Genomic DNA, 23,079 nt, shown 5'->3' on the forward strand with positions numbered 1-23,079 from the left:
CGCTTACAGATTTGTCCGCTCACAGATTTTACGAAATCTGTCTTTTCACCCCGGTATCCGCTGCGGGCGCAAACATCGCGTTCCGCAACCTCCTCAGCCGTGCGGCGATGGGCATTCTTAAGTGCCCCAGCACGGCAGGATCTCTGATCGTGGTCTTCAGAGCGCCGATAATCGAGCGACGCTTGATGTCTTCCACCAATGTCAGGAAATTATGTGCCAGCCGCAGGCTGCGGCTTCTTGCCTGCTGCGCATCCATGGCGGCGGGCAGCAGCGTGTAATGGCTCAGAAACGTCTGATCCGCCCGCATCATCGCTTCGACATGATGAATTTCGAGCACACGCGAGATCGAGCCCTCTCGAATATTATAGACGTAGCCGGGTTTCGGCTCGATGACGCATAGACCCCCGGCGGCAAGCGCCGAGGCCAGCAGGATATAATCTTCGCCGATGCGAATATCTTCCTGGAAGCGCAGGCCTTCCGAATTGAGGAAATCGCGCCGGAACATCGGCTTCATATAGCCGAAGTTGAAGGTGGAGCGGAAAAGGATATTGGAGGAAATGAAGTCCTCAAGGGTGAGGACAGGTCTTTCCTCCAGAAACTCTTCCGGAAACATCGTCTCCATCGTCCGGCCGTCGGCATAGGCGACATCGAGATTGTCGACCGCGATCACCGCATTGGCGGCGTCTGCCCGGCACAACATGCAGGCGGAACGTTCGGGGCGGATGACATCGTCCGAATCGAGTACCGCGATAAAGCGCCCGGTCGCGGCTTCGATGCCGGCATTGCGCGCGCCGCCCGGCCCGAGGTTCTGTTCGAGCGCGAGGAGCCTGACACGCGGATCGGTGGCGGCAATAGTCTCGACAAGGGGGATCGTCTGGTCGGCGGAGCAGTCGTCGACGACGATCACCTCCAGCGTAACGCCCCGCTGCTCAAGCGCGCTTCGAATGGCTGCTTCGATCGTATCGGCGGCATTATAGGCGGCGATGACGAAGCTGATATCCGGATCGGGATCGGAAATGTTGCTGGACTGAGGCGTGAGGTTCTCCATCAGGTTGCCTCCACCGTGCCGTACTGGCGGATTTCGCGCACGCCGAAGGCGCCGCTGACCGAGCCCATATGCAAGGCGCCCCGCAGCGCATAGCGGTTGCGGCGCACGGCGTTGAAACCGTTCAGCGCGGCGAAGACAGCGCAGTAGAGCGCTTTCGATCCGGCTTTCACCACCTGTATCACGCGTCTCACACCGGGTTTCTTTTCAGCCAGCACACGGCCATGGGTCTGGCCAGAGCGGAAACGACGTTTGGCAAGCCACATGAAACGGGCGCGGCTTTCCGGCACCGGCTCGGACAGCACGGCTTTTTCCGCAAAGACGATGCGCCCGCCGGCGGCATGAAGATGCGAGAAGAAATGGGTGTCCTCACCACCGCTCTGGCCGAGCGCCAGCGCGAAACGCCTATCCTTCACCGATGGCGCATCCATTTTGAGAAGCGTGTTGCAGGTATACCCTGTGATGATCTCGCCGTTCACCCAGACGGGGACCGTCGAGTGAAAATCGCCGCGTTTCATCCAGCCCGGTGCGTTTTCCCGGTAAACCGCCGTCACCGGCCCGAGAACGGCTTCCGCTCCAGTTTCCAGGGCTTTTTCCAGAAGAGCGGCCAGCCAATGTGGCGGGGCGGTCTCGTCATCGTCGATGAAGGCCAGATAGTCCGCACTGCATTCCGACAGGCAGGCATTGCGGGCGATCGAAATATTCGATTTGGGGCAATGGACATAGGCGATTTCGAAGGGTGAAGTCTCGCGCAGCCGATCCACACTTGCTTTAGCGCTCGGCTCCTCATCATTATCGGCGACGATCAGGCGAACCGTCACGCCTTCAGGCACCTCCAGCTCGAAGAGTGACAGAAGTGTGGCGACCAGCGCCGGGCGTCTGTAGGTGCAGATGCCGATATCGACGGTCTTTGAATTGTGTGGGTCGGTGACGGTGAGGTCGGTCATGAGACAGCCTTTCTTCCCCGGAATTTCAGGAGTTCCAGCCAGAAGCCGGTGGACCACGCCAGGTGCATCACCATTGCTGAAAAGGCGGCGAGGGGGCCGTATGGGTTTTTCTGTCCTATTGCCATCCACAAGCCATACCCCACACATGCGGCGATCCAGAGGCCGAGCGGAATAAGGGCTGCCCAATGCACAAGCGACAGCAGGGCGAAGATAAAGACCGGCAGGACGGCGAGCGGAATCATCTGGCGGATTTTCGGGATCGACCGATGTTTCAGAAGATTCTTCGCGCGGCCACGGCCATAAGCGAGATATTGCCTGAACAACGGCATGACGCTGTCGCGCGGATAATAGGTCATGCGGGTCTTGTCGGTCATCCAGATGCGAAAACCGGATTTGCGCAGCCGGAAATCCAGTTCGGCATCCTCATTGTGGCTGAAGCTTTCGTCATAACCGCCGACCGCGTCGAATGCGGCGATCCGCATCAGCGCATGGTGGCCATGGTCGATCCAGTGGCCTTTGGCGCCTTCACGATGCTTGGAGCCGCCATTACCGAGCTTGGAATTCTGGGCGATCGCCGTTGCCTTCTGAAACAGGCCGTGGCCGACCGTATCCATGGCGACCACGATAGAATCCGCGCCGGTGCGATCCGCATCCTCGATCAGCCGTTGGCAATAATCATCAGGATAATCGCCATGGGCATCGATGCGGATCAGATAGTCGAAATCCTCACCGAAGGTGGAAACGGCAAGGTTGATGCCGGCGCTCTGGATGCGTTTGGGATTTGCAAGAAGTGTAACGCGATCATCCGTCGCGACGAAGGCGGAAACGATGTCGCGGGTGCCGTCCGTGCTGCCACCGTCGGCAACGACGATGCGGAAAACACGTCCCTCCATTGCAGCCGTGAATTTGCGCAGCAGCGCCTCAATCGTCTTTGCCTCGTTGAGGCAGGGAATGACGATCAGAGTTCTGATGCCGGATTGACCAAGACCTTCCATGATGTGCCCCCTACGCATTACACGGGTGAAAACGCAGCTTCACGGGCATGGCCGGAAGCGGATTTAGCGAGAGAGGACAATTGCTGGACCAGCTGACGGCAATCGTCGCGGTCGGTCAGCCATTGTTTTTTATCGAGCACCGACAGGGTGCCGAAGGCTTCCGTGTAGGTTTGCGGCGTCATGCTGTCGAAAAGAGCAGCCAGATCGTCGGCTCCCGCGTTTTGCAGGGCAAAACCGATATTGCGCTTTTCGATGAAGCGGGCGGTTTCCGTGCCCGCAAGTGCAATCGGCAGGGTACCATAAAGGCCGCCTTCGTAGAGCCGGTTGGGCAGTAGCCAGCTCGAATTCTGGCCTTCCTCGAAAAAGTCGATTGCCCAGGTGAATTGCACTTCATTATAGATGGCGGCCAGATCCTCGGGGTTCCTGTAGGCACCGTGGAAATGCAGATGCGGCGCGGCGGCCACGAAACCATCGAAATCCGCGAACTCGGAATAGGCCGGCCGTCCGCGCAGGATGATCTCGACCTTGCCTTCCATACGCCGTGCAAATTCGGCGAGGATCTCGAGCGACTTGCGGCAGCGAAGCGCGCCGAACCAGCCGATTTTCCAGGGTTCGCCGGGGGCAGGTGGACGCGGTTTCGGCGTGGTTGTGACGGTGGCGTCGAGCGCCAGCACCTTGTTTTCCTGCAACAGTACGGGAAGGTTAAGGCCGGAGACCGGTTTGAAATAATGCTCCACGAAAGCCGGAGAACTCGTTACCAGCAGTTTGGCGTCGCGGGCGAAATAACGTTGTGCCGCATTCAGGAGTTGCCCGGCCTTGCCCCTGTTGAGAAGCAGGCGGTGGATGTCGAGACATTCGTAGACTAGTGTCGGCTGCCGGTTGTAGAGCGACATCGCCCGTTTTGCGAGAGCCAGCATTTCCAGGTTTCTGGCAAGAATGACATCAGGGACCGGGATGCCGCTTAACGCTTTGCCCAGCGAGAGGCTGGCTTTGGCGACGGCCGCCATTCGCTGGAGAAACTGCCCATCGGCGGTTTCTCCGAGAATGACGGGCACCACGCCCTCGATTTCCGCAAGCCGGTTCTGCCCGCGCCGGAAGCCCGCCAACGTGACCCGCGCCCCACCCACAAGCAGGGTCAGCACCCGCCGGCGAATGGCGGGGTCTGACAGGTCATGCGCGAGATAAAGAACGTGGGTCATGCATGGGTTCCGGTTGATTTCATACGTCAAAGACGCCGCAGCTCATGTTTTGCTTCAGGAAGGCCATCAGTTGAGGGCGCAGGCAATGGATTCGGAAAACTGGCATTTGTCGCCGAGTGCTGTGAAGGCAAACCGGTCGACGGTCATCTGGGTTGCACCGGAATAGGAAAAGGCGCCCATCCAGTCTTTCAGCGTGTCGGTTCCCCACAGGCTGAAGAAAATCTTCTGGGCATTCTGCGGGATTTTCGTCTCGTCCGTCACCTCGTGGACGAGCTTGCCGTTGACGTAATAACGCAGGCGTTGTGGCTCCCACACGAAGGCATAGTCGTTGAAGCCGGCATCGGCTCCGCCTCCCACCGGCACCAGCTTCTCATTGCCGCCCTTGGCGGAAACATACTGGTTGAGCTGTACCTTGCCCGTATTCTTGCCCAGCACCTCGAAGTCGATTTCATCGTGGGGCTTTTTGTCGGTCGGGCCGATATAGGTGAAGAAGGCGGAGTTCAGCCCGGAGCCGGTAGCGGCTTTCATGCGGGCTTCATAGGTGCCGTAGCGATATCGCCCCTTGGTCTGGATTTCACCGCAGGCGAAGTTGCGATCGCCGGTTTTTCCTTCTTCAAAACCGAGCGCCAGCTGGCCGTTTTCGACCGTCGCCAGTTTTTTCGACCAGGTGCAGTTCTGGTGCGAACCGTTGTTCCAGCCGTCGGAGACGTACCAGAACGACCTGTCCATTGTGTCGAAATTCTCGATGAACGACGTGCCGTTGCCTTCCTGCGCCTGACTTGGCGTGGTGAAAGATGTTGCCAGTAGAGCGGCGGTTAGAAGAGTGCGTGTCTGAACGCGGGTGACAAATGTTGTCATTGGTTCACCTCTGTCGTTGCGAATAAAGTGTTTCGGATTTGGGCGTTCCAACCGTGGAGGTCCGTTTTTCCGCAAGATCAACCCTCGCCTTGTGTTTGCCGTTCCGGCTTCCGGTCAGCACGGCATAGAGGGTCGGCAGGTATTTGCGGGTCTGGGCATTACTCACCACCAGAATGACAAAGGCGGACAGTGTGGCGATGACATAGAAGGCGGGGTAAAAATCGGGTCCACCCTTGTTCCACACCATCCACATGATGACGAGCAGCGGATAGTGGGCGCAGAATATCCAGAAGCTGAGGCTTCCAGTTTCGGAAAGCCGCTTGCCGAGCCTGCTCCGGATCAAAAGCGCAGACGATGCCCAGAAGCCGAGCGCCCCGAAAACAGCGAGCAAATTGCGCGACATGTTCAGCCAGAAGGTGAATTCCGGGCCGGTGAAATAGAGGCCCGTTGCCAGCATGGCCGCAGCGACAAAGGTCAGCGTCATGATCGGGAAGGCGTAGGGATCGAGCGCCTTGACGTCGACGCGGTGCAACGCAAGCGCAATGCCGAGCGAAAAGCTGAAAAGGATGGATTTTTTCTGAACGATGAAGATCGTCAGATCCGGCAGGGCGGTAACGAAAAGCAGCAGGGCGAGCGTCGGCAGCGCAAAGCGGCGCATGAGAAAGGCGAGCACCGGCGACAGTAGAATACAGACGAACAGGTCGCGCAGGAAATAAAGCGGCACATTCAAGGGCAGTTCTTCAAGCGCGGTGCCATGGCTGATGATTTCGCGTGGGGTGGCGTTCCACAGATCCGGGAAATAACCCACGCCGACATCGAACAGCTGGATCAGCAAAACCATGGCAAACAGGGCGCCATTCCAGATAAGGAAGGGCAGCAGCACCGTCTTCGACTTCGCCCGTATCGTCGCCGAATAGTCAAATTCGCTCATTCCGCGACGAAACAGCAAATATCCGGAAATGGCACTGAGACAGGGTACGCCGATACGGAACAGCGCATCTCCCAGAAAAATACGCAGCCAGTCGAAGAAGCCGTAAAGACCGAGAAAAGGGCTGGTTTCGGCATCGTGCGGCACATGGACGAACACGATTCCAGATATCAGCAATATACGCATCAAATTGATACGGGAGGATAGGTTCTGATCGACAGTCACATCAGTCACCCCTAATTGGGCGGCGTCCACCCACGCCGCGTTGCAACCAGAGCGAACTTAAGCCCGCACTCATAATTCTGGTTTCGACTTTAGGGTAAAATGTGGCGACGCGGGAAAAACACAAGCTTAGAATTTGCGGGTGATTGTCTGGCTTTCCTGACTTCCCTGGGGATTATTTTATTCAAGTAGCTGAAATTATTGATATTCCTATATATTTCGACAACTATTAAAAATGGCGGAAGCCTGCGTTATTATCGTTGGCCGGGATGCTGCACCGCAAAAAAATGATTTATGCGCTTTGCCACACCGGCCTTGCCCGTGGCGGACAAGGCCGGTTAGCGGCCGAAATGAGGCATCTCGGGTCAAGATATGATAATCTCAGGTTGTAGTTTCGCGCATTCGCCGCGATTTCACCATTCCAAGGATTTTTCCGAGCAGTGCGCGCTCGGTCAGCAGGATCAGCACCGCATAGATGGTGCCCCCGACTGCTGCCCCGATGAGAACCTGTAGGGTTGCACTGGGAATACGTTCCGCAAGGATATGAAGCAGATAACGTACCGAAACGGCCATGGCCAGCGCCGCTATCATCGGCCTGCTGCTGATATAGAGGCCGCGGAAAAAGGGTGTGTCGCTCGCCTTGAATACGGCCCAGGAATAGGCCACCAGCGTCACTGCATTGACGATGCAGAGCCATATCATCGCGTCGATCAGGCTGCCATAAACGGCGGCACCCCAGACCGCGACCGTGGTGACGATGGCGCGGATCGTCGCCGACCAGAACAGCACGCGTCCGTAACCCGCACCCTTGAGATAGGGAATGAATGTGCTGCATGGCGTGAGAATGGCCTTCGACAGGGCCAGAAGACCGAGGACCGGCCAGGCATAGGCCCAGTTCTGTCCGAAGATCACCAGCATGGCCGGTTCGGCCACGGCCCAGAGGCCGAACATCATCGGCGCAAGCAGCACGGTCAACACCTGCGTGCTGAACATCAGGGCGTCCCGCCGGCGCTGCGGATCGTCCATCATGCGGCTGAAGGCGGGAAACAGCACGCCCATGACGGCGGAAAGCACGACCTGATTGGGAATGCTGGCAAAACGGTTGGAGGCGGAATAAGCGCCCGCATCGGCAAGGCCGAGATGCCGGGCGATTACCACCATCGGCGACTGGAAGGTGACGAAATTGGCGATTTCCGATCCCATCAGGCCGGAACTGAAACCGAGAAGCGGCACCAGACGGCGTGGTTTCATGACGAAACGCGGGCAATAGCGGGAAACGGCGTAAAGCCCGACTAGCCTGATGAGTGCTGCGGCGAAAAGCTGGATGATGAGGGCCCAGACACCAAAGCCGAGAAGGGCCATAGCCACAGCGACAACCGCCGCGATGCTTTCGGACGCCATGCTCCACAATGCGTCCTGGCTGAAATTCATGCGCCGGGCAAGCAGCGAATAGGCGACATCACCCGCAAGTTGCAACGGAATGAGAAACGCCATGATGCGCAGCAGATAGGCGCTTTCCACAGCACCCAGAAGCCCACCGAAAAACTCCGCGAAGACGTAGAGAACGGCGGCCATGATGCAGGAAATCGCCAGATTTGCCCAGAAAACGGTATGGATCGTGTCCATATCCTCCTCTTTTTCGACGATCAGCGCCGAGGTCAGCCCTGCACCGGCGATCATGGTCAGGAACTGTACAACCGTAAGGCCGACTGCAACCACACCGAATTCTTCCGGTGAAAGCAGTCGCGCAAGAATTGGGACCGTGACAAATTTAAGCCCGAATGTCCCTGTCTTTGACAGGACGCTCCAGCCGACATTCGTGGTGATGGTCTTTACATTTGGAGCTGGGGGCATACAAGCATCCTGTTTCTGGAGTCCGGCGGGGAGGAACGCCGGTGGGGAGTTGCCGATACCATCGGGGCCGCTTTTAGGATCGGGCCCGACACTTCTTGATCAACGCAAGGGGCGAAACAATGGCAAGATTTACTGTCGTCATTCCCTATTATCAAAAGCAGCACGGAATTCTTGGACGTGCGCTCGCATCGGTTTTTGCGCAGACTTACCAGGATTTCGATCTTGTCATCGTCGATGACGAATCGCCACATCCGATAGACAATGAGCTTGCAGAACTTTCGCAAGCGCAGAAAGACCGGATTATCGTCATTAAGCAGGCCAATGGCGGGCCGGGTGGCGCACGCAATACCGGCCTCGACCATGTTCCTGACGGCAGCGACTACGTGGCATTTCTCGATTCGGACGATATCTGGACGCCCGATCATCTCCAGAACGCGACCTTTGCGCTCACGACATTTGGTGGTGAGTGCTACTGGGCATCCATGCAGGCAAGTGACGAATTTTATTACCATTTCGCCATTTCCGAACTGGAGAAGAACGAGGGTGCCGCACGGCTTTCGGAGCGGCCTCTGGTGATCGAACTGCCGGATCTGGCAAGCGTGATGCTGCGCAACTGGAGCTTCCTGCATCTCTCCTGCATGGTGATCGGTCGTCCCCTGTTTGAAAAGATACGCTTCGATCCGGCGCTCCGGCTTGCGGCGGAAGATGTGCTGTTTTTTTGCGATTCCATCCTCGCATCGAAGCGCACGCTTCTGTGTGACGATGCGGGCGCCATGCGCGGCATGGGCGTCAATATCTTCCACAGCATCGACAATACCTCGCCTGAATTCCTGCGCCAGCAGTTCAATACCTGGGTGGCGCTCGATACGCTGGAGGGGCGTTTTTCGCGGCGGCCGGCCGATGTGGCATCGATCGCTTCCTATAAAAACACGGCGCGTAAACAGGCGCTCTGGAGCCAGGCGGGCAATCTGAAACGGCGCAAGGTGCCCGAATTCGGACTGCTGCTGAAGTGGGCGATGCGCGATCCGGCACTCCTGCGAGCGGCTTTTGAGCTCGGTGCAGGCAAAATCGTCCGGACGAGATAAGCGAATTCTTGCCCGCAAGAATTTATATGTTTTTTACCCAGGAGTGACCTCATGAAACCTTACCACTGGGAATCGCATCACGGAAATTTCGGTGACGATCTCAATCTGTGGCTGTGGGATTTTCTGCTCCCCGGTCTGCGGGACGTGCATGACGACGTGATGCTTGTGGGTGTCGGCACGGTTCTCAACGATACCCTGTTGCCCGCAAAGCAGCGAAAGCTGGTGATCGGCAGCGGCTACGGCTACGGCGCGGTGCCGGACACGAGCACCGAGTTTTGGGACATACGCTGCGTACGCGGCGAAAAAACCGCAGCCAAGTTGGGGCTTGCGCCGGAAAAAGGCATTGTCGATCCCGCCGTTATGGTAACCGAGATGCCCGAGTTCAAAGGGCTGCCGAAACTTCATAAGAAGACCTTCGTTCCCCACTGGGAATCGGCGGAATTCGGCATGTGGGAAACGGTCTGTGAACCGGCCGGGCTGACCTATCTCGACCCGCGCGGCGAGGCAAAATCCGTCATCCGCGCCATCGCCCAATCGGAATTCATCGTGGCCGAATCCATGCATGGCGCCATTCTCGCCGACGCGTTTCGCGTGCCATGGGTGGCGGTGAGCACATCCCCCTCGATCAACAGCTTCAAATGGAGCGATTGGGCAGGCACGGTCGGCGTGGAATATCAGCCGCGTTACGTGCCTGTTTCGACCCGCGCCGAGGCGGCAAAAAAGGGGTCGCGTTTCTGGGGCATGAATTTCCCGCCGCCGCCGGCCCCCGTCATTGAAGAGACCGTTCCCGTCCCGGCACATGAGGGGGACGTGCTGGTGCGGCCGCAGGAAACGCAATCCTTGTCGCTGCGCAAACTGGCCAAACAGGTGCTGGCCGCACCTTCCACGCTGGCGCTCTGGCAGGCGAGCCGTGCCGAGCCGCGTCTTAGCCCGGACGGCAGGCTGGAGGAACGCAAGGAGCGCTTTTCCGCCGTTCTGGAAACGATCAGACGCGATTATCTCTAGGGTGAAATGCAGGGTGCGGCAGGATATTTTCTGCCGCCTTCGCTTGAGGATAACATCCTCCAACTTTCTGCCGTCGTGCTCGGGCCTGTCCCGAGCATCTGCAACCGACTGATTTTACAATACGGGAGTAGATCCTCGATACGAGGCCGAGGACGGTGGTGGAGTGTTGGGCAAGGTTGCTTGCCCTAACGCCGCGTGCCTTTTCCCTTCACGAAACCGGTGTGCCATCGAGAAGGTAGCGAATGTCTTTTACGGGTTGTACCGGTTTGCGGAAACGCGCGGTCTTGTCGGTCCAGATGCCACGCGTGATGGCGGGCAGGGCGGGCAGGCGCGCAAGAGCGTGAGTCAGTGCGCCGCCCATGCCTTTCTGTTTTTTCGTATCGAGAAAATGGCGAAGCTCGAACTTGGCGCGGATATGTTTTTCGTGCTCGCGCAGGATCGCCGTCTCGCCAGCGGAAAGCTTGCAGCCGGCAAGAATGGCCTTGTCCGCCTCGTATAAGCGGCGAAGATCCTCAGTGCTGTGACGCCCGCTCAGCGAATTGCCACGAACGATCGCCCCGTAACCGCAATGGCGGATAACCTTATAGCGGGCACCAGCGGCAAGAGCGCGCGCATAAAGCTCGTAGTCTTCGCCGAGACGCAGGCGCTCGTCGTAACGCAGCGCATGTTTGTCCAGAAAGGCGCGGCGGATCACCGGTTTCAGAAAGCCGGTTTCCCCGCGCTCCACGCCTGGCCTGGAAATATTGCCTTCCACGAATTCCGTGAGGGATAGAAAACGGGCCTGCGGTTCGAAGCGGGCCGGCTGCATGGACGATGCGCCCGGAACCGATTGCTGGATGAAGGCGATGTTATCTGCGACCAGGTCCCAGTCATCATCGGCGAGCATGGCGGCGAAACGACCCCTGAAGAAGAAGTCGTCCGCATCGAGAATGCTGATGAGCGGTGCGGATGAAATCGAGATCGCATGGTTGCGGGCAGCCGAGGGGCCGCGATTGAGCTCGAATCGCACGACCCTCAAGCGGCCCGTGCCGTCGTCGGCCGCATGTGCCACATCGCTGGTCGTGTCGGTGGAGCCATCGTCGATCACCACGACTTCTGCGACCTCCGGTTCCACAAGGGCGGAGCGAATGGCGATATCTATTGTTTCAGATGCGTTTTTCGCAGCGATGATGACGCAAATGGGCTGTGAACCGCTGACCATGTGTTGTCCTTCTGCTTTGACGAACCGTCAGGATTTGGCCAGCAGAAAGTGTCAGGGGTGTGGATGCAAGCGATTTTTTGCGCCGCAATAAAAGAATGTGCGCGGGCAGTCACATATCGGTCAGTTTCGCGCCATGCGGCGGGGCGCTGTTTGCGGTTTCCGCCGCCAAGGTTTCGGCGGTACGATCACGCAGGAAGGTTTCTCGCATCCGGCGTTTTTCCCGGGCGACCAGAACCAGAATCGCAATAAAATAACCGGTTTGCAGAATGACGGCGCAGATGAGCGTCTGGATGAACGCCGTATAGAACGACCCTTGAATGAAATATGTAGCAACCGCAAAGATAAGCAACGCACCGATCATGCTGAAAAAGACACGAGGTGCATACATGGTGCTCTCCTCCCGAGAACGACTTCTCCGTTTTTGGCTGCGCTGCGGCATTTTTTTTCTTTGCAAGAAATATACGATGAGACTGGTGTTGTTTCAACACACATATACTTCTTCTATCTCCCGTGACGTGAAATTTCGGTAATCTTGAATGGTAAATTCCTTGGTAATTGTCGTTTTGCCGGGGCCCGGCCAGTCTTCACCGCAGATTTTGGCGTCTGACGGGGCCGAAAAGCCCGTTGGTCCAAGGCCTTGCCAGCCTTCTCTGTCGCTCTGCAGACTTCGTTAACCATCCAGCCTTTAAAAAGTGGGTATTGATTCCTCGAAGAGCAAGGTGCCCGCGTGACGACGAATTCGGAAGTAATCGCCTTTCCGGCAAAGAACCGTATTGCCAATGTAAAACGGTGCGCAACCATGCTCGACCGGCTGCATGGTGTGGAGGCGAATGATTTCTGGCGCAGGGAGTGCCGTGAGCTGGCCGCCTATCTGACTGGCCTCGGTTATGAGGACGCCGCCATGCGGCGCGAGGTCATGGAGTTTCAAAACGCGGTTCAGGCGGAATTGTGGACGGGCGATGCCGCCCCCGAGGCACGCCGCGACAGCCATTGAGGCATCGGCGTTTCCCATAAAAAAGCCGGCAGGTGTCACACCGCCGGCTTTTTTGTTCGTGCCTGTTTGATCAGGAGGCGCTGGCGCCGCGTGTACGGGCAACACCGTCAAGTGCCGGCTTGTATTTCGGGTCGAGCCGCGCCGCATGCGAATAGGACTTGGCGGCCTTGGCCATCTCGCCGCGTCGTTCATAGACCAGCGCCTGGTTGGCCCAGGATTCCGCGATATTGCCATCAAGCGAAATAGCGTGGTTGAAATCGGCGAAGGCGTTTTCGTCGTCGTTCAGCGCGACATAGGAAAGGCCGCGGCCGTTATAGGGTTCAGGCGATGTCGAGGACAGCGAGATGGCCTTGGAGAAGTCCTCGATGGCCTGGGCATGCTGGTTGCGCAGCTGGTAGATCAGGCCGCGATTGTGCCATGCGCGTCCATCGGTGGTTTCAAGTTCGATGGCGCGGGAGAAATCGTTGAAAGCCTCGTTTACGCGTCCGGACTGGCGGTAAAGATTGCCGCGCCCGATCAGCGCCACATCATAGCTTGCATTGATCTGCAGGGCGGCGTTGTAATCCTGCAAGGCCTGCTGCTGCTGGCCGGAATTGCGGTAGACGAGCGCGCGGTTGGCATAGGCCTGATAGAAGCGCGGGTTCAGTTGCAGCGCCTTGTTGAAATCCTCGATGGCGCGGCGCGAATCGCCGGCACGGCCATAGGCGGAACCCCGGACATTATAGCCCTCCGGATCCTGCGGATTGGCGTTGATGACCGAGGTGAGCGAGGCGATATTTTCCTGCGAGCCCTGTGCGCGGTCAATCCGGAAGACATCGTCGGTCTGGTTGGACGTCGCGCAGCCGGAAAGGCCGGCAAGGACGGTGCAGACGACGAGAGAAACACGAAATCTTTTGTTGTTCTTCAGGGCGACCCGGCGCGTGGAGGCATCGGAGTTTTTCACAACACAGGCATCAACAGCGGTCATTCGGCGTGGGTTCCCTCGCAGGCCGGTCTCACAATCGTTCCCAAGAACATTCTCCGGCCACAAACACAAAGAGCGGCGGCGAATTGATCGCCCCCGCCCAACAACCATTCAAAAACGTCTAAAAGACGGCCTATTAACGGCCTGCACGCGGAGCTGCAACCAGACCTTCGCGCTGTGCACGCTTGCGTGCCAGCTTGCGAACGCGGCGAACAGCTTCAGCCTTTTCGCGGGCGCGCTTCTGGGAGGGCTTCTCGTAATAATCGCGCATTTTCATTTCGCGGAAAATGCCTTCGCGCTGCATCTTTTTCTTGAGAGCGCGAAGCGCCTGATCAACGTTGTTGTCGCGGACTAGTACCTGCACGTGAATCCCGTTCCTTTTAACCGGTTATCTTGCTGCGCGAATAAAGGCATTCGCGGGCAAACACAAAATCGTTCGCTGGACCGCTTTGGCCGTGCGATTGGTGACGTGCATTATCAGATCATTCACGGCAAGTCCAGCCGGTAAGCGGCAAACAACCGGTAAAATGCGGAGGGTCCGCCATTCTTCCCGTCATGTCGAAACAAAACCATCGCCGCGTCGCAAAATGGATATTGCCTCCGATGCCGATTTGCCATGTGTATAACATGTGCCGGAGCTATGCTTTCGGCTTCTGGCCGGTTCTTGAGGAGCAGATTGCGAATGCGCAAATATTCCGTTTTTGCCGTGGCGCGCGAGGCGTTGCGGGGTCATAAAGGGTGGGATGCGCAATGGGCGTCGCCCGAACCGCGCAAGGAATATGACGTCATCATCATCGGCGGCGGCGGCCACGGTCTCGGTGCCGCCTATTATCTGGCCAAGGAACACGGCATCACCAATATTGCGGTGCTGGAAAAGGGCTGGCTCGGCGGCGGCAATACCGGCCGCAACACCACCATCATCCGCTCCAATTATCTCTATGAAGAGAGCATGGACATCTATGAGCATTCCCTGAAATTATGGGAAGGCCTCAGCCAGGATCTCAATTACAACGTCATGTATTCGGCGCGCGGCGTGATGATGCTGTCGCACAATATTCACGACCAGCAGTCCTTCAAGCGACATATCAACGCCAACCGTCTTTACGGCATCGACAATGAGTGGCTGACGCCGGAACAGGCCAAGGCCTATTGCCCGCCGCTCGAAATTTCCGGTAATGCGCGCTATCCGATCAACGGTGCTGCCCTTCAGCGGCGCGGCGGCACGGCGCGCCACGATGCGGTTGCCTGGGGATATGCGCGGGCGGCCTCCGATCGCGGCGTGCACATCATCCAGAATTGCGAGGTTACGGCCATTCGCCGCGGACCGGACGGGGCGGTGACAGGCGTCGAGACCAATCGTGGTTTCATCGGCGCAAAGAAGATCGGCGTTTCCGCCGCCGGTCACTCCTCCGTTCTCATGAAGATGGCGGATGTGCGTGTGCCCCTGCATTCCAACCCGTTGCAGGCACTGGTGTCGGAACCACTGAAGCCGATCTTCCCTTGCGTCGTCATGTCCAACACGGTGCATGCCTATATATCGCAGTCCGACAAGGGTGAGCTCGTGATCGGAGCGGGCACCGACCAGTATAATTCCTATTCCCAGACCGGCGGTCTGCAGATCATCACGCATACGCTCGACGCCATCTGCGAGTTGTTCCCGATCTTCCGCCGCGTCAAGATGATGCGCCAATGGGGCGGCATTACCGACAACACACCCGATCGTTCCGCCATTCAGAGCGTGACGCCGGTGCCGAACCTCTTCGTCAATTGCGGCTGGGGAACGGGCGGTTTCAAGGCGACGCCGGGCTCTGCCAACCTGTTTGCGCATCTCATCGCGCGCGGCGAACCGCACCACCTGGCGGCCGGGCTGACGCTCGACCGTTTCCGCACCGGACGCCTCATCGACGAGGCCGCTGCCGCTGCCGTGGCGCACTGATGCTGGCGGCGGTTCTGCTTTCGGCAAAGATAGGTGTTGCGGCGGCGGTCGTGCCGGCGGGCAATCTCATTCCCGAGGTGGGGGATTTTCGCAGCCAGAAAATCCAGAGAATGCAGGGTGAGCGCGACTGGCCGTTCGTGGCAGAAAAAGGCCTGCTTCTCTGCGCGCCAAGCCTGGCGGACAAGCTGGTCTATTTCGTCGGCGAGAAGGAAAATGGCGGACAAGACGAACCCTTCGCGATCGACACAGACATGATGGCGGTTGCCATCATCAATATGGGCCGGGCCTCGGCGCTGAAACCATTCGATAATTTCGAGCAGCTCTTAAAGCGGCTTTCCCCCTTCGTTGCGATGGGAAAGCGGCTGTGTGACCAACCCGCCGGAAGCGTCCTTCCGGAAAGTTCTCTTTGAAAGTGGAGCGACGATGCTTCTGATCCATTGCCCTTATTGCCGGGAAGACCGTTCCGAACTCGAATTTCGCTGGGCGGGCGAAGCCCATATCGCCCGGCCGCAAAACATCGCCGATATTTCCGATGAGGCCTTCGCCGAATATTTCTTCATTCGCGACAATGACAAGGGCCTCGTTTTCGAGCGCTGGCGTCACATTCACGGTTGTGGCCGATTCTTCAACGCCGCCCGCGATTCTGTCAGCGACAAATTCCTGATGACCTACAAGGCAGGCGAACCGAAACCGGATGCCGAGGCGGTCCTTTCCGCGCAAAAGGGAGCTGCGCAATGAGCGGTGATTATCGTATCAAGGGCGCTGGCCGCCTGACACCCGCCAGAACGGCGCGCTTCACCTTCGACGGCAAGATTTATCAGGCGCTGGAAGGTGACACCGTTGCATCGGCGCTTCTGGCGAATGGCGTGCATCTGATCGGCCGCTCGTTCAAATATCACCGGCCGCGTGGTTTTCTGTCCGCCGGCCCGGAGGAGCCGAATGCGCTGATCGACGTCTCGCGCGACAGCATGCGCAAGCAGCCCAACGTGCGCGCCACGGTGCAGGATGTGTTCGATGGCGCCATCATCGCCTCGCAGAACCGCTTTCCGTCGCTGTCTTTTGATATCAGCGCGATCAACGATTTCCTTTCGCCGATGTTTGCGGCCGGTTTCTACTACAAGACCTTCATGTGGCCGAAGGCCGCGTGGCACAAGATTTATGAACCGATCATCCGTCGCGCCGCCGGTCTCGGCAAGGCGCCGACCGAGCCGGATGCGGATCATTACTCCGGCCGTTATGCCCATTGCGACGTGCTGGTGGCCGGCGGCGGTGTAGCGGGACTTACCGCGGCGCTTGCCGCTGCAAAAACTGGCGCCAGTGTCATTCTGGTTGATGAGAATGCCGAAATCGGCGGCGCGCTGCGTTTCGATACTGGAACGGTCATCGACGGCCTTCCCGGTTACGACTGGGCGCAGAAGGTTCTCACTGAACTGAAATCGCTGCCCAATGTGCGTGTTTTGACCCGCACGACGGCCTTCGGTTATTACAACCACAATTTCGTGGCGCTGGCCGAGCGCGTGACCGATCATCTCGCCACGCCTGCTAAACACCAGCCACGTGAAAGACTGTGGCAGGTTCGCGCCTGGAAGGTCATTCTGGCGGCAGGCGCGATCGAGCGCCATATGGTCTTTGCCAATAACGACCGTCCCGGCATCATGCTGGCCTCCGCCGCCCGCATCTATCTCAATCATTACGGCGTGGCAGTCGGCAATAATGTCGGTGTCTATACCGCTCATGATTCCGCCTATGAGACGGCATTCGATCTGAAAAAGGCGGGCGTTAAAATCGCCGCAATTGTCGATTGCCGTGAGAACCCCGATCGGCGGTTGCTGGACGAGGCGCGGGCGCTGGGCATCGAGGTGCTGGCGGGTCACAGCGTTTACGACACGACGGGACGTCTGCGCGTTTCTTCCATGAGCGTTGGCCGCAATGGTGGTTCGAACAAGCGCAAGATCGCTATCGATGCGCTCGTCGTTTCGGCGGGCTGGACGCCTTCGGTGCACCTCTTTTCGCAATCGCGCGGCAAGCTGAAGTATGATGCGGATAACCAGCGTTTCCTGCCGGATATCCATGTGCAGAACTGCGTGTCAGTCGGCGCCTGCAACGGCACGGACGATCTGGCCGCGCTGATTGCCGAGGCTGCCGCCGGAGGCGGTGGTGCCGTGGAATTTTCCGGCGAGAATGCGCGGGCCTGGACCGGCGGCATGATCGGTGCTGCCGAAGGGGCGGGCGAGGGCACCGGGGTCAAGGCCTTCATCGACTTCCAGCACGATGTCTGCGCCAAGGATATTCGCCTTGCCGTGCGCGAAGGCATGCATTCGGTGGAGCATATCAAGCGCTTCACCACCAATGGCATGGCGTCCGATCAGGGCAAGATGTCCAATATGCACGGGCTCGCCATTGCCTCGGAAGCGCTTGGGCGGGACCTGCCGAAGGTCGGTCTCACCACCTTCCGCCAACCTTATACGCCGGTGACTTTCGGCACGCTCATCAACCATTCGCGCGGTGCGCTGTTCGATCCCACCCGCAAGACGCCGATGCATGATGAAGAGGCGGCAGCAGGCGCCCTCTTCGAGGATGTAGGCAACTGGAAACGCGCATGGTTCTTTCCGCGTGGCGGCGAGGATATGCACGAGGCGCTCAACCGCGAATGCAAGACGGTGCGCGAAAGTGTTGGCGTTTTCGATGCCTCGACACTCGGCAAGATCGAGGTCGTTGGCCCGGATGCGGCGAAGTTCCTGAACCTCATCTACACCAATGCCTGGGACACACTGAAACCCGGCCGCTGCCGCTACGGCATCATGACCCGCGAGGACGGTTTCGTTTACGACGACGGTGTTGTCGGTCGTCTTTCCGAGGACCGTTTTCATGTGACGACGACAACGGGCGGCGCACCGCGCGTTCTCCAGCACATGGAGGATTATCTCCAGACCGAATTCCCTGAGCTGAATGTCTGGCTGACGTCGGCAACCGAACAATGGGCGGTGATTGCTGTGCAGGGGCCGAAGGCGCGTGAGGTGATTGCACCTTTTGTCGAGGGCATCGATCTGTCTCCCGAAGCTTTCCCCCATATGGCCGTGGCAGAAGGCACCTTCTGCGGTGTGCCCACGCGGCTTTTCCGCGTGTCCTTCACCGGTGAGCTTGGCTTCGAAATCAACGTTCCGGCCGATTACGGCGCTGCCGTCTGGAGCGCGATCCGCGAAAGGGCCGAAGCGGTGGGCGGTTGCCTCTATGGCACCGAGACCATGCATATCCTGCGTGCGGAAAAGGGTTACATCATCGTCGGGCAGGATACCGACGGCACCGTGACGCCTGATGATGCGGGGCTTGCCTGGGCCGTTTCCAAAAAGAAGACGGATTTCGTCGGCATTCGCGGCCTCAAGCGCCCGGATCTGATGCGGTCCGGCCGCAAGCAGCTCGTGGGCCTGAAGACGAAGGATCGCCTGACCGTTCCGGAAGAAGGCGGCCAGATCGTCGTCGATCCGAACCAGCCGAAACCGATGACCATGCTCGGCCATGTCACCTCCGCCTACTGGTCGGAAAATCTCGGCCATTCCATCGCGTTTGCGCTGGTGGCGGATGGCAGGGCGCGCATGGGCGAAACGCTCTATATCCCTCTTGCCGATAAAACTATTGCCGTCGAAGTGACCGATATGGTCTTCCTCGACAAGGAAGGAGCCCGTCTCAATGGCTGACAAGCTTCACGCAAAACGCAAATCCGTACTTGAGGATTTCCACGGCGGCTCGCGCTTCGTCTCGCTGAAGCCCGCCGCTTCGGCGTCGCGACTGTCGCTGCGGGCAAGGGAAAGTGCCCTGCCTGCCTTGTCGGAGGCGCTTGGTTTCACCCTGCCGACCAGCCCGAAAAGCTCCGTCACATCGGGTCTGCGTTCTGCTCTCTGGATCGGCCCGGACGAATGGCTGGTCATCGATCAGGGCGAAAGCGACCTGATGGCGGCACTCGCCGGCGTTTCCGGTCTGTTTTCGGCAACCGACATCTCCCACCGCAACACGGCCGTCATCGTCTCCGGTCCCGGCGCGGAAGCAGCACTTAATGCCGGTTGTCCGCAGGAGCTATCGCTCGAAAAATTCCCGGTCGGTGCATGCTCGCGCACGGTTTTCGGCAAGGCGGAAGTCGTGCTACTGCGCGTGGCTGACGATACGTTCCGGGTGGAGTGCTGGCGCTCCTTTGCCGAATATGTCGGCGGCCTGTTGCAGGAAGCGGCGCAGGACGTGGCGGTTTAGAGTATCCGTTTTGATTAAGCGGATACTCTAGTTTTTCCATCCCCGCCATTCCACCCATCGGCCATGGAAATCGGCGCGGCCAATTTCCTTTTTCTCGCCGGTCGGCCAGATTTGCAGGGTGATCGCGGCGTTGCCCGGCGTTGTGTCCGCCTCCATTTGCAGGCGGGCAAGCGGGGCATCGGGCGTGGCGTGGGCTCCGGCCTCGGCAATCAACGCCTCGCCCGCCTGTTTCAGCGCATCGGGCAGATATTGCCAGGCGATGGAGTGGTAGACGACATGGGCAGCGCCCGGATGTTGCGTGGCAAGGCGGCGTTTCAGCCAGTCGATCGCGTCGGCCTTTTCGACATGCAAGCCGTTTTCCACCGCAATCCTGAGGGCGGCGGCCGTGCGTTGCAGCCTGTCGGTCTGATCGGCCCAGACATAGGACATCAGCCGCAACCGGTCCTCGGCCGATGACGGGTCGAGCGGGTTGAGATCGCAGCCGGCGCGCTCGATGACCTCAATCTGTGTGTCGGGCGGGGTGTTTCCGCGCCATTCCGGCGACATGGACACTTCGGATTGTTCGCCCCATGCGAGATCGCCGAGACGATATTGGTAACGGTCAAATTGCAGATTCAACCCGGCGCTGGCGCCGACCTCTGAAAGGACCAGCGGTTTGTCGAAAAGCTCCGCAATGGAAAGAAAGCCCGGCAGCAGCACAGCGGAACGGCGGACTTCGTTGGTTTGCGGCGGCGATTTCAGTCTTTCGAGGATGAAGGCCGAATGGAAACGCAAGGCGTCTGCGCAAACCTGCCAGAGTGCGTCTTCGTTTTCGGGAGCGATATCGACCAGCGGCGCGATCTTGTCCTCTATGACAAGCGCGTGCAGGGCGCCGGCCAGCCGCAGGGGCACGGAATCGCCCGATGGGCCGACATCGCCGGGCCAGGACAAAATCTTCCTGCCCACTTCCGCCTCGCGGTCCAGCCGCGTCGCCACCGCGCGGCAAAGCCGTGCGGTAAAGGGCGAACCGAGGCTGTCGCAGGCTCTTGCCTGAACCAGAAAAGCATTCCTTACGGCTTCGTCATGCATGCGGTCTTTTCCTTGCCAGCTCTTAGGCGTCTTCCGGTCTATCTTCCGGATTGAATTGCGTGATGGTGGTCCAGCGGGCGGTGAGCGCCGGTTTTTTCTCGTTTTCGATCTCCACCGTCACATCATAGGTCGTCACCAGCATGGTGGCGCCGCGAAAACGCGCCTCGGCCAAAGTGAAACGGCCACGCACCCGCGCTCCGCTTTTGACCGGGGTCACGAAGCGGACGGCGTCAAAGCCGTAATTGATGCCCATGGTCGTTTCGCGAACGCGTGGCAGGGCATCGTAATTCAGCGCCGAAAGCAGCGAGAGCGTCAGGAACCCGTGCGCTATGGTGCCACCGAAGGGGCTTTCCGCCTTGGCCCGCTCCGGGTCGCTGTGGATGAACTGTTCGTCCAGCGTCGCTTTTCCGAAGGCGTTTATCATCGCCTGGTCGACGGTGATCCAGTCGGAAACGCCCATTTCCGTGCCGACGAGATTTTTCATCTCCGCCAGTCCAATGTCCTTTGCCATGTTACCTCGTTTGGGTTGTCTCGCGGAACTTATAAAGCTGCGGGGGTCAGGCGATCAACCGCGCAGATAAAACACCACCGAGCGGGCCGGCAGGAATGCGGGGTTGCCGAAATCCGTGCCGATTGCGTGCCAGTCATCGCCGGGCAAAGTGAAGGGCACGATTTTCCGGCTGCGATTAATGAGGACGGCAAGTTCGGTATCGTTCCCGGTCTCATGGTCCGGAGTGGAGAGCACCATGGCGAATGCTGGTCCGTCCGGTCTTTCCCATTCTTCCACCGTCATTGGTTTGCCGCCAGGGGCAAGCCATGTCACGTCGCCATTGCCGGAGAAAAAGCCGGTTTGCGAAAAGACGCCGAACCGTTTGCGAAGCGCTGCGAGAAACGCCGTGTGGTCGATGAGTTCGGGGATAAGCGATGACCAGTCTACCCAGGTGATATCGTTGTCCTGGCAATAGGCATTGTTGTTGCCGTGCTGGCTGCGGCCACCCTCATCGCCGGCGGTCAGCATCAATGCGCCGCGGCTGACGAAAAGCGTGGAAAGCAGCGCCTTCACATCCGCAAGGCGGGCGGCAAAAATGGCGGGATCGTCACTCAGGCCTTCGAAACCATTGTTCCAGGAATGGTTTTCATTGTGGCCGTCGCGATTGTTCTCGCCGTTTTTTTCATTGTGCTTGTGTTCGTGGCTGACGAGATCGAACAGTGTGAAACCGTCATGGGCAGCAAGGAAATTGACGCTTCGGCTTTTCGAACGTCCATGGCGGGAAAAGATCGGTGAGGACCCGGAAAGCGCATTGGCCAGTGCGCCGGTCGTTCCCGCATCTCCGCGCCAGAACCGGCGCATGTCATCACGGGTTCGGTCGTTCCATTCGAGAAAGCTCTCGGGAAAATTGCCGAGCTGATAGCCACCTGGGCCAATATCCCATGGCTCGGCAATCAGCATGCGATCGTAAAGTACGGGATCGGAATGCATGGCGGCAAGCGTTTCGCTCGCCGTGTCGAAGCCGTTGGCCGTTCTTCCAAGCACCGGCGCAAGATCGAAACGGAAGCCATCGATACCGGCGTTCAAAACAAAATGTTTGAGTGAATCGACGATGAGCTGGCGCACATAGGGGTGATCGCAGGCAACAGTGTTACCGGTGCCGGTGTCATTGATGAGCACACCCGGTTGTCCCTGCGGGTGGCGGAAGGCGGTGAGATTATCCAGCCCGCGTAACGACAGGATGGAGCCTTCGCTGTCGCTTTCGCCCGTATGGTTGAAGACCAGATCGAGAATGACGCCGATGCCTTCCGCATGCAGTGCCGCAACCGTATCGCGCAACTCCCGCACGCCGCCGGGGCAGAGGCGCGGATCGAGCGCCATGAAGCCAACGGGATTGTAACCCCATGCATTGGAGAGGCCGAGCGGCGGAAGGTGGCGTTCGTCGATCCAGGCGGTAACCGGCATCAGTTCCACTGCATCGACGCCGATTTTTTTCAAATGCTCGACAATGGCGGGATGGGCCAGCGCCGCCACGGTGCCTCTCAGCTTCCCCGGTACCGCAGGATGCAATTTGGTGAAGGATTTGATCGAAAGTTCATAAATCAGCCCACCTTCGGCAAAATGTGGCGGCTGGTGCCCGACCGGCTCGTATTTCGACAGGACCGCTTTTGGCATGATCGCACCCGTCTCCTTGCCAAAGACATACAATGCCGGATCATGCCGGAACGGCCGGTCTATCTCGGTGGCGTAAGGGTCGAGCAGGAGTTTCGAAGGGTCGAACCACAGTCCGTGTTCGGGGGCATAGATGCCGTCGGCGCGATAGCCGTATCGCGTGCCGGGGCCGGCTTCGGCCACCGTTAAATGGTGAATATCGTCCTCACCGCGCGTCATCGGCAAACGGGCCATCTCTTTTTCGCCCGTTGCATCGAAGAGGCAAAGGTCGATCCGGGAGGCATGCCGGGAATAGACCGTGAAGTCCGTTCCGTTTTCCGTCCGGGTCGCGCCTTTGGGGAAAACGGATGGTTTCTGCATGGTCTGTGTCTCCGG

At 58.8% G+C, this 23,079-nt stretch carries 22 protein-coding genes; 8 read left to right on the plus strand and 14 right to left on the minus strand.

Going from position 1 to position 23,079, the window contains the following annotated elements:
- Nucleotides 1-28 precede the first annotated feature (28 nt).
- From QSK43_RS14375 to QSK43_RS14405, 7 genes are all read right to left on the minus strand, one after another.
- On the minus strand, nucleotides 29-1,048 hold the full coding sequence (locus QSK43_RS14375) for a glycosyltransferase family 2 protein (RefSeq protein WP_332303991.1): 1,020 nt from the start codon (nucleotides 1,046-1,048) through the stop codon (nucleotides 29-31).
- Nucleotides 1,048-1,992, minus strand: coding sequence for a glycosyltransferase (locus tag QSK43_RS14380; RefSeq protein WP_332303992.1), 945 nt, complete (start codon nucleotides 1,990-1,992; stop codon nucleotides 1,048-1,050). The genes QSK43_RS14375 and QSK43_RS14380 overlap by 1 nt, the downstream gene beginning before the upstream one ends.
- Nucleotides 1,989-2,987: a glycosyltransferase family 2 protein gene (locus QSK43_RS14385; RefSeq protein ID WP_332303993.1), complete on the minus strand. Its 999-nt coding sequence runs from the start codon at nucleotides 2,985-2,987 to the stop codon at nucleotides 1,989-1,991. Before QSK43_RS14385 ends, QSK43_RS14380 begins: the two co-directional genes overlap by 4 nt.
- A gap of 17 nt (nucleotides 2,988-3,004) precedes the next feature.
- On the minus strand, nucleotides 3,005-4,186 hold the full coding sequence (locus QSK43_RS14390; RefSeq protein WP_332303994.1) for a glycosyl transferase family 1: 1,182 nt from the start codon (nucleotides 4,184-4,186) through the stop codon (nucleotides 3,005-3,007).
- A 66-nt stretch (nucleotides 4,187-4,252) separates the two neighbouring features.
- The gene (locus QSK43_RS14395) at nucleotides 4,253-5,044 is read right to left on the minus strand and encodes a glycoside hydrolase family 16 protein (protein WP_332303995.1); all 792 of its coding nucleotides are present in this window, start codon (nucleotides 5,042-5,044) and stop codon (nucleotides 4,253-4,255) included.
- 4 nt (nucleotides 5,045-5,048) lie between these two features.
- Nucleotides 5,049-6,158, minus strand: a complete 1,110-nt coding sequence (locus tag QSK43_RS14400) for an acyltransferase family protein (protein WP_332304091.1) — start codon at nucleotides 6,156-6,158, stop codon at nucleotides 5,049-5,051.
- Between the two features lie 417 nt (nucleotides 6,159-6,575).
- Complete coding sequence (locus QSK43_RS14405) at nucleotides 6,576-8,048, minus strand: lipopolysaccharide biosynthesis protein (protein ID WP_332303996.1); 1,473 nt, start codon at nucleotides 8,046-8,048, stop codon at nucleotides 6,576-6,578.
- Nucleotides 8,049-8,167: 119 nt separating this feature from the next.
- On the opposite strand from QSK43_RS14405, the gene QSK43_RS14410 reads away from it, so the two are divergent.
- Nucleotides 8,168-9,133: a glycosyltransferase family 2 protein gene (locus QSK43_RS14410; RefSeq protein WP_332303997.1), complete on the plus strand. Its 966-nt coding sequence runs from the start codon at nucleotides 8,168-8,170 to the stop codon at nucleotides 9,131-9,133.
- A gap of 51 nt (nucleotides 9,134-9,184) precedes the next feature.
- Nucleotides 9,185-10,138, plus strand: coding sequence for a polysaccharide pyruvyl transferase family protein (locus QSK43_RS14415; RefSeq protein ID WP_332303998.1), 954 nt, complete (start codon nucleotides 9,185-9,187; stop codon nucleotides 10,136-10,138).
- A 208-nt stretch (nucleotides 10,139-10,346) separates the two neighbouring features.
- Here QSK43_RS14415 and QSK43_RS14420 read toward each other — a convergent pair whose 3' ends face one another.
- Together QSK43_RS14420 and QSK43_RS14425 are read right to left on the minus strand one after the other, a co-directional pair.
- Entirely contained in the window at nucleotides 10,347-11,339 is a 993-nt protein-coding gene (locus tag QSK43_RS14420; protein WP_332303999.1) for a glycosyltransferase family 2 protein, read from the minus strand.
- Between the two features lie 109 nt (nucleotides 11,340-11,448).
- Nucleotides 11,449-11,727 carry an exopolysaccharide production repressor protein gene (locus tag QSK43_RS14425; protein WP_045016510.1) on the minus strand — a complete coding sequence of 93 codons (279 nt, stop codon included), beginning with the start codon at nucleotides 11,725-11,727 and terminating at the stop codon, nucleotides 11,449-11,451.
- Between the two features lie 339 nt (nucleotides 11,728-12,066).
- On the opposite strand from QSK43_RS14425, the gene QSK43_RS14430 reads away from it, so the two are divergent.
- Nucleotides 12,067-12,333 carry a DUF6074 family protein gene (locus tag QSK43_RS14430; RefSeq protein WP_045015683.1) on the plus strand — a complete coding sequence of 89 codons (267 nt, stop codon included), beginning with the start codon at nucleotides 12,067-12,069 and terminating at the stop codon, nucleotides 12,331-12,333.
- 70 nt (nucleotides 12,334-12,403) lie between these two features.
- On the opposite strand, the gene QSK43_RS14435 is transcribed toward QSK43_RS14430, so the two are convergent.
- On the minus strand, nucleotides 12,404-13,300 hold the full coding sequence (locus QSK43_RS14435) for a tetratricopeptide repeat protein (RefSeq protein ID WP_045016513.1): 897 nt from the start codon (nucleotides 13,298-13,300) through the stop codon (nucleotides 12,404-12,406).
- Between the two features lie 133 nt (nucleotides 13,301-13,433).
- Complete coding sequence (gene rpsU / locus QSK43_RS14440; RefSeq protein ID WP_003498359.1) at nucleotides 13,434-13,661, minus strand: 30S ribosomal protein S21; 228 nt, start codon at nucleotides 13,659-13,661, stop codon at nucleotides 13,434-13,436.
- Between the two features lie 318 nt (nucleotides 13,662-13,979).
- Here rpsU and QSK43_RS14445 point away from each other — a divergent pair, with 318 nt between their 5' ends.
- Genes QSK43_RS14445 through QSK43_RS14465 form a run of 5 tightly spaced genes read left to right on the plus strand, consistent with a single transcriptional unit; the run spans nucleotide 13,980 to nucleotide 19,475 of the window.
- The gene (locus QSK43_RS14445) at nucleotides 13,980-15,233 is read left to right on the plus strand and encodes a sarcosine oxidase subunit beta family protein (protein ID WP_332304000.1); all 1,254 of its coding nucleotides are present in this window, start codon (nucleotides 13,980-13,982) and stop codon (nucleotides 15,231-15,233) included.
- Entirely contained in the window at nucleotides 15,233-15,643 is a 411-nt protein-coding gene (locus tag QSK43_RS14450) for a hypothetical protein (RefSeq protein WP_045016520.1), read from the plus strand. The genes QSK43_RS14445 and QSK43_RS14450 overlap by 1 nt, the downstream gene beginning before the upstream one ends.
- A 13-nt stretch (nucleotides 15,644-15,656) precedes the next feature.
- The gene (locus QSK43_RS14455; protein WP_045016522.1) at nucleotides 15,657-15,971 is read left to right on the plus strand and encodes a sarcosine oxidase subunit delta; all 315 of its coding nucleotides are present in this window, start codon (nucleotides 15,657-15,659) and stop codon (nucleotides 15,969-15,971) included.
- The gene (locus QSK43_RS14460; protein ID WP_332304001.1) at nucleotides 15,968-18,928 is read left to right on the plus strand and encodes a sarcosine oxidase subunit alpha; all 2,961 of its coding nucleotides are present in this window, start codon (nucleotides 15,968-15,970) and stop codon (nucleotides 18,926-18,928) included. The genes QSK43_RS14455 and QSK43_RS14460 overlap by 4 nt, the downstream gene beginning before the upstream one ends.
- Complete coding sequence (locus tag QSK43_RS14465; protein ID WP_332304002.1) at nucleotides 18,921-19,475, plus strand: sarcosine oxidase subunit gamma; 555 nt, start codon at nucleotides 18,921-18,923, stop codon at nucleotides 19,473-19,475. Before QSK43_RS14460 ends, QSK43_RS14465 begins: the two co-directional genes overlap by 8 nt.
- Before the next feature lie 27 nt (nucleotides 19,476-19,502).
- Here the strand turns inward: QSK43_RS14465 and QSK43_RS14470 are convergent, their stop codons facing one another.
- The 3 genes from QSK43_RS14470 to glgX are packed head-to-tail and all read right to left on the minus strand — an operon-like array spanning nucleotide 19,503 to nucleotide 23,064.
- On the minus strand, nucleotides 19,503-20,543 hold the full coding sequence (locus tag QSK43_RS14470) for a DUF2332 domain-containing protein (RefSeq protein WP_332304003.1): 1,041 nt from the start codon (nucleotides 20,541-20,543) through the stop codon (nucleotides 19,503-19,505).
- 22 nt (nucleotides 20,544-20,565) lie between these two features.
- On the minus strand, nucleotides 20,566-21,054 hold the full coding sequence (locus QSK43_RS14475; protein WP_332304004.1) for a MaoC family dehydratase: 489 nt from the start codon (nucleotides 21,052-21,054) through the stop codon (nucleotides 20,566-20,568).
- Between the two features lie 54 nt (nucleotides 21,055-21,108).
- Nucleotides 21,109-23,064, minus strand: coding sequence for a glycogen debranching protein GlgX (gene glgX, locus QSK43_RS14480; RefSeq protein ID WP_332304005.1), 1,956 nt, complete (start codon nucleotides 23,062-23,064; stop codon nucleotides 21,109-21,111).
- Between the last annotated feature and the right edge of the window lie 15 nt (nucleotides 23,065-23,079).

Origin of the sequence: Rhizobium sp. GR12 (assembly GCF_036596185.1) — a bacterium.
GTDB classification, from domain to species: Bacteria; Pseudomonadota; Alphaproteobacteria; order Rhizobiales; family Rhizobiaceae; genus Agrobacterium; species Agrobacterium nepotum.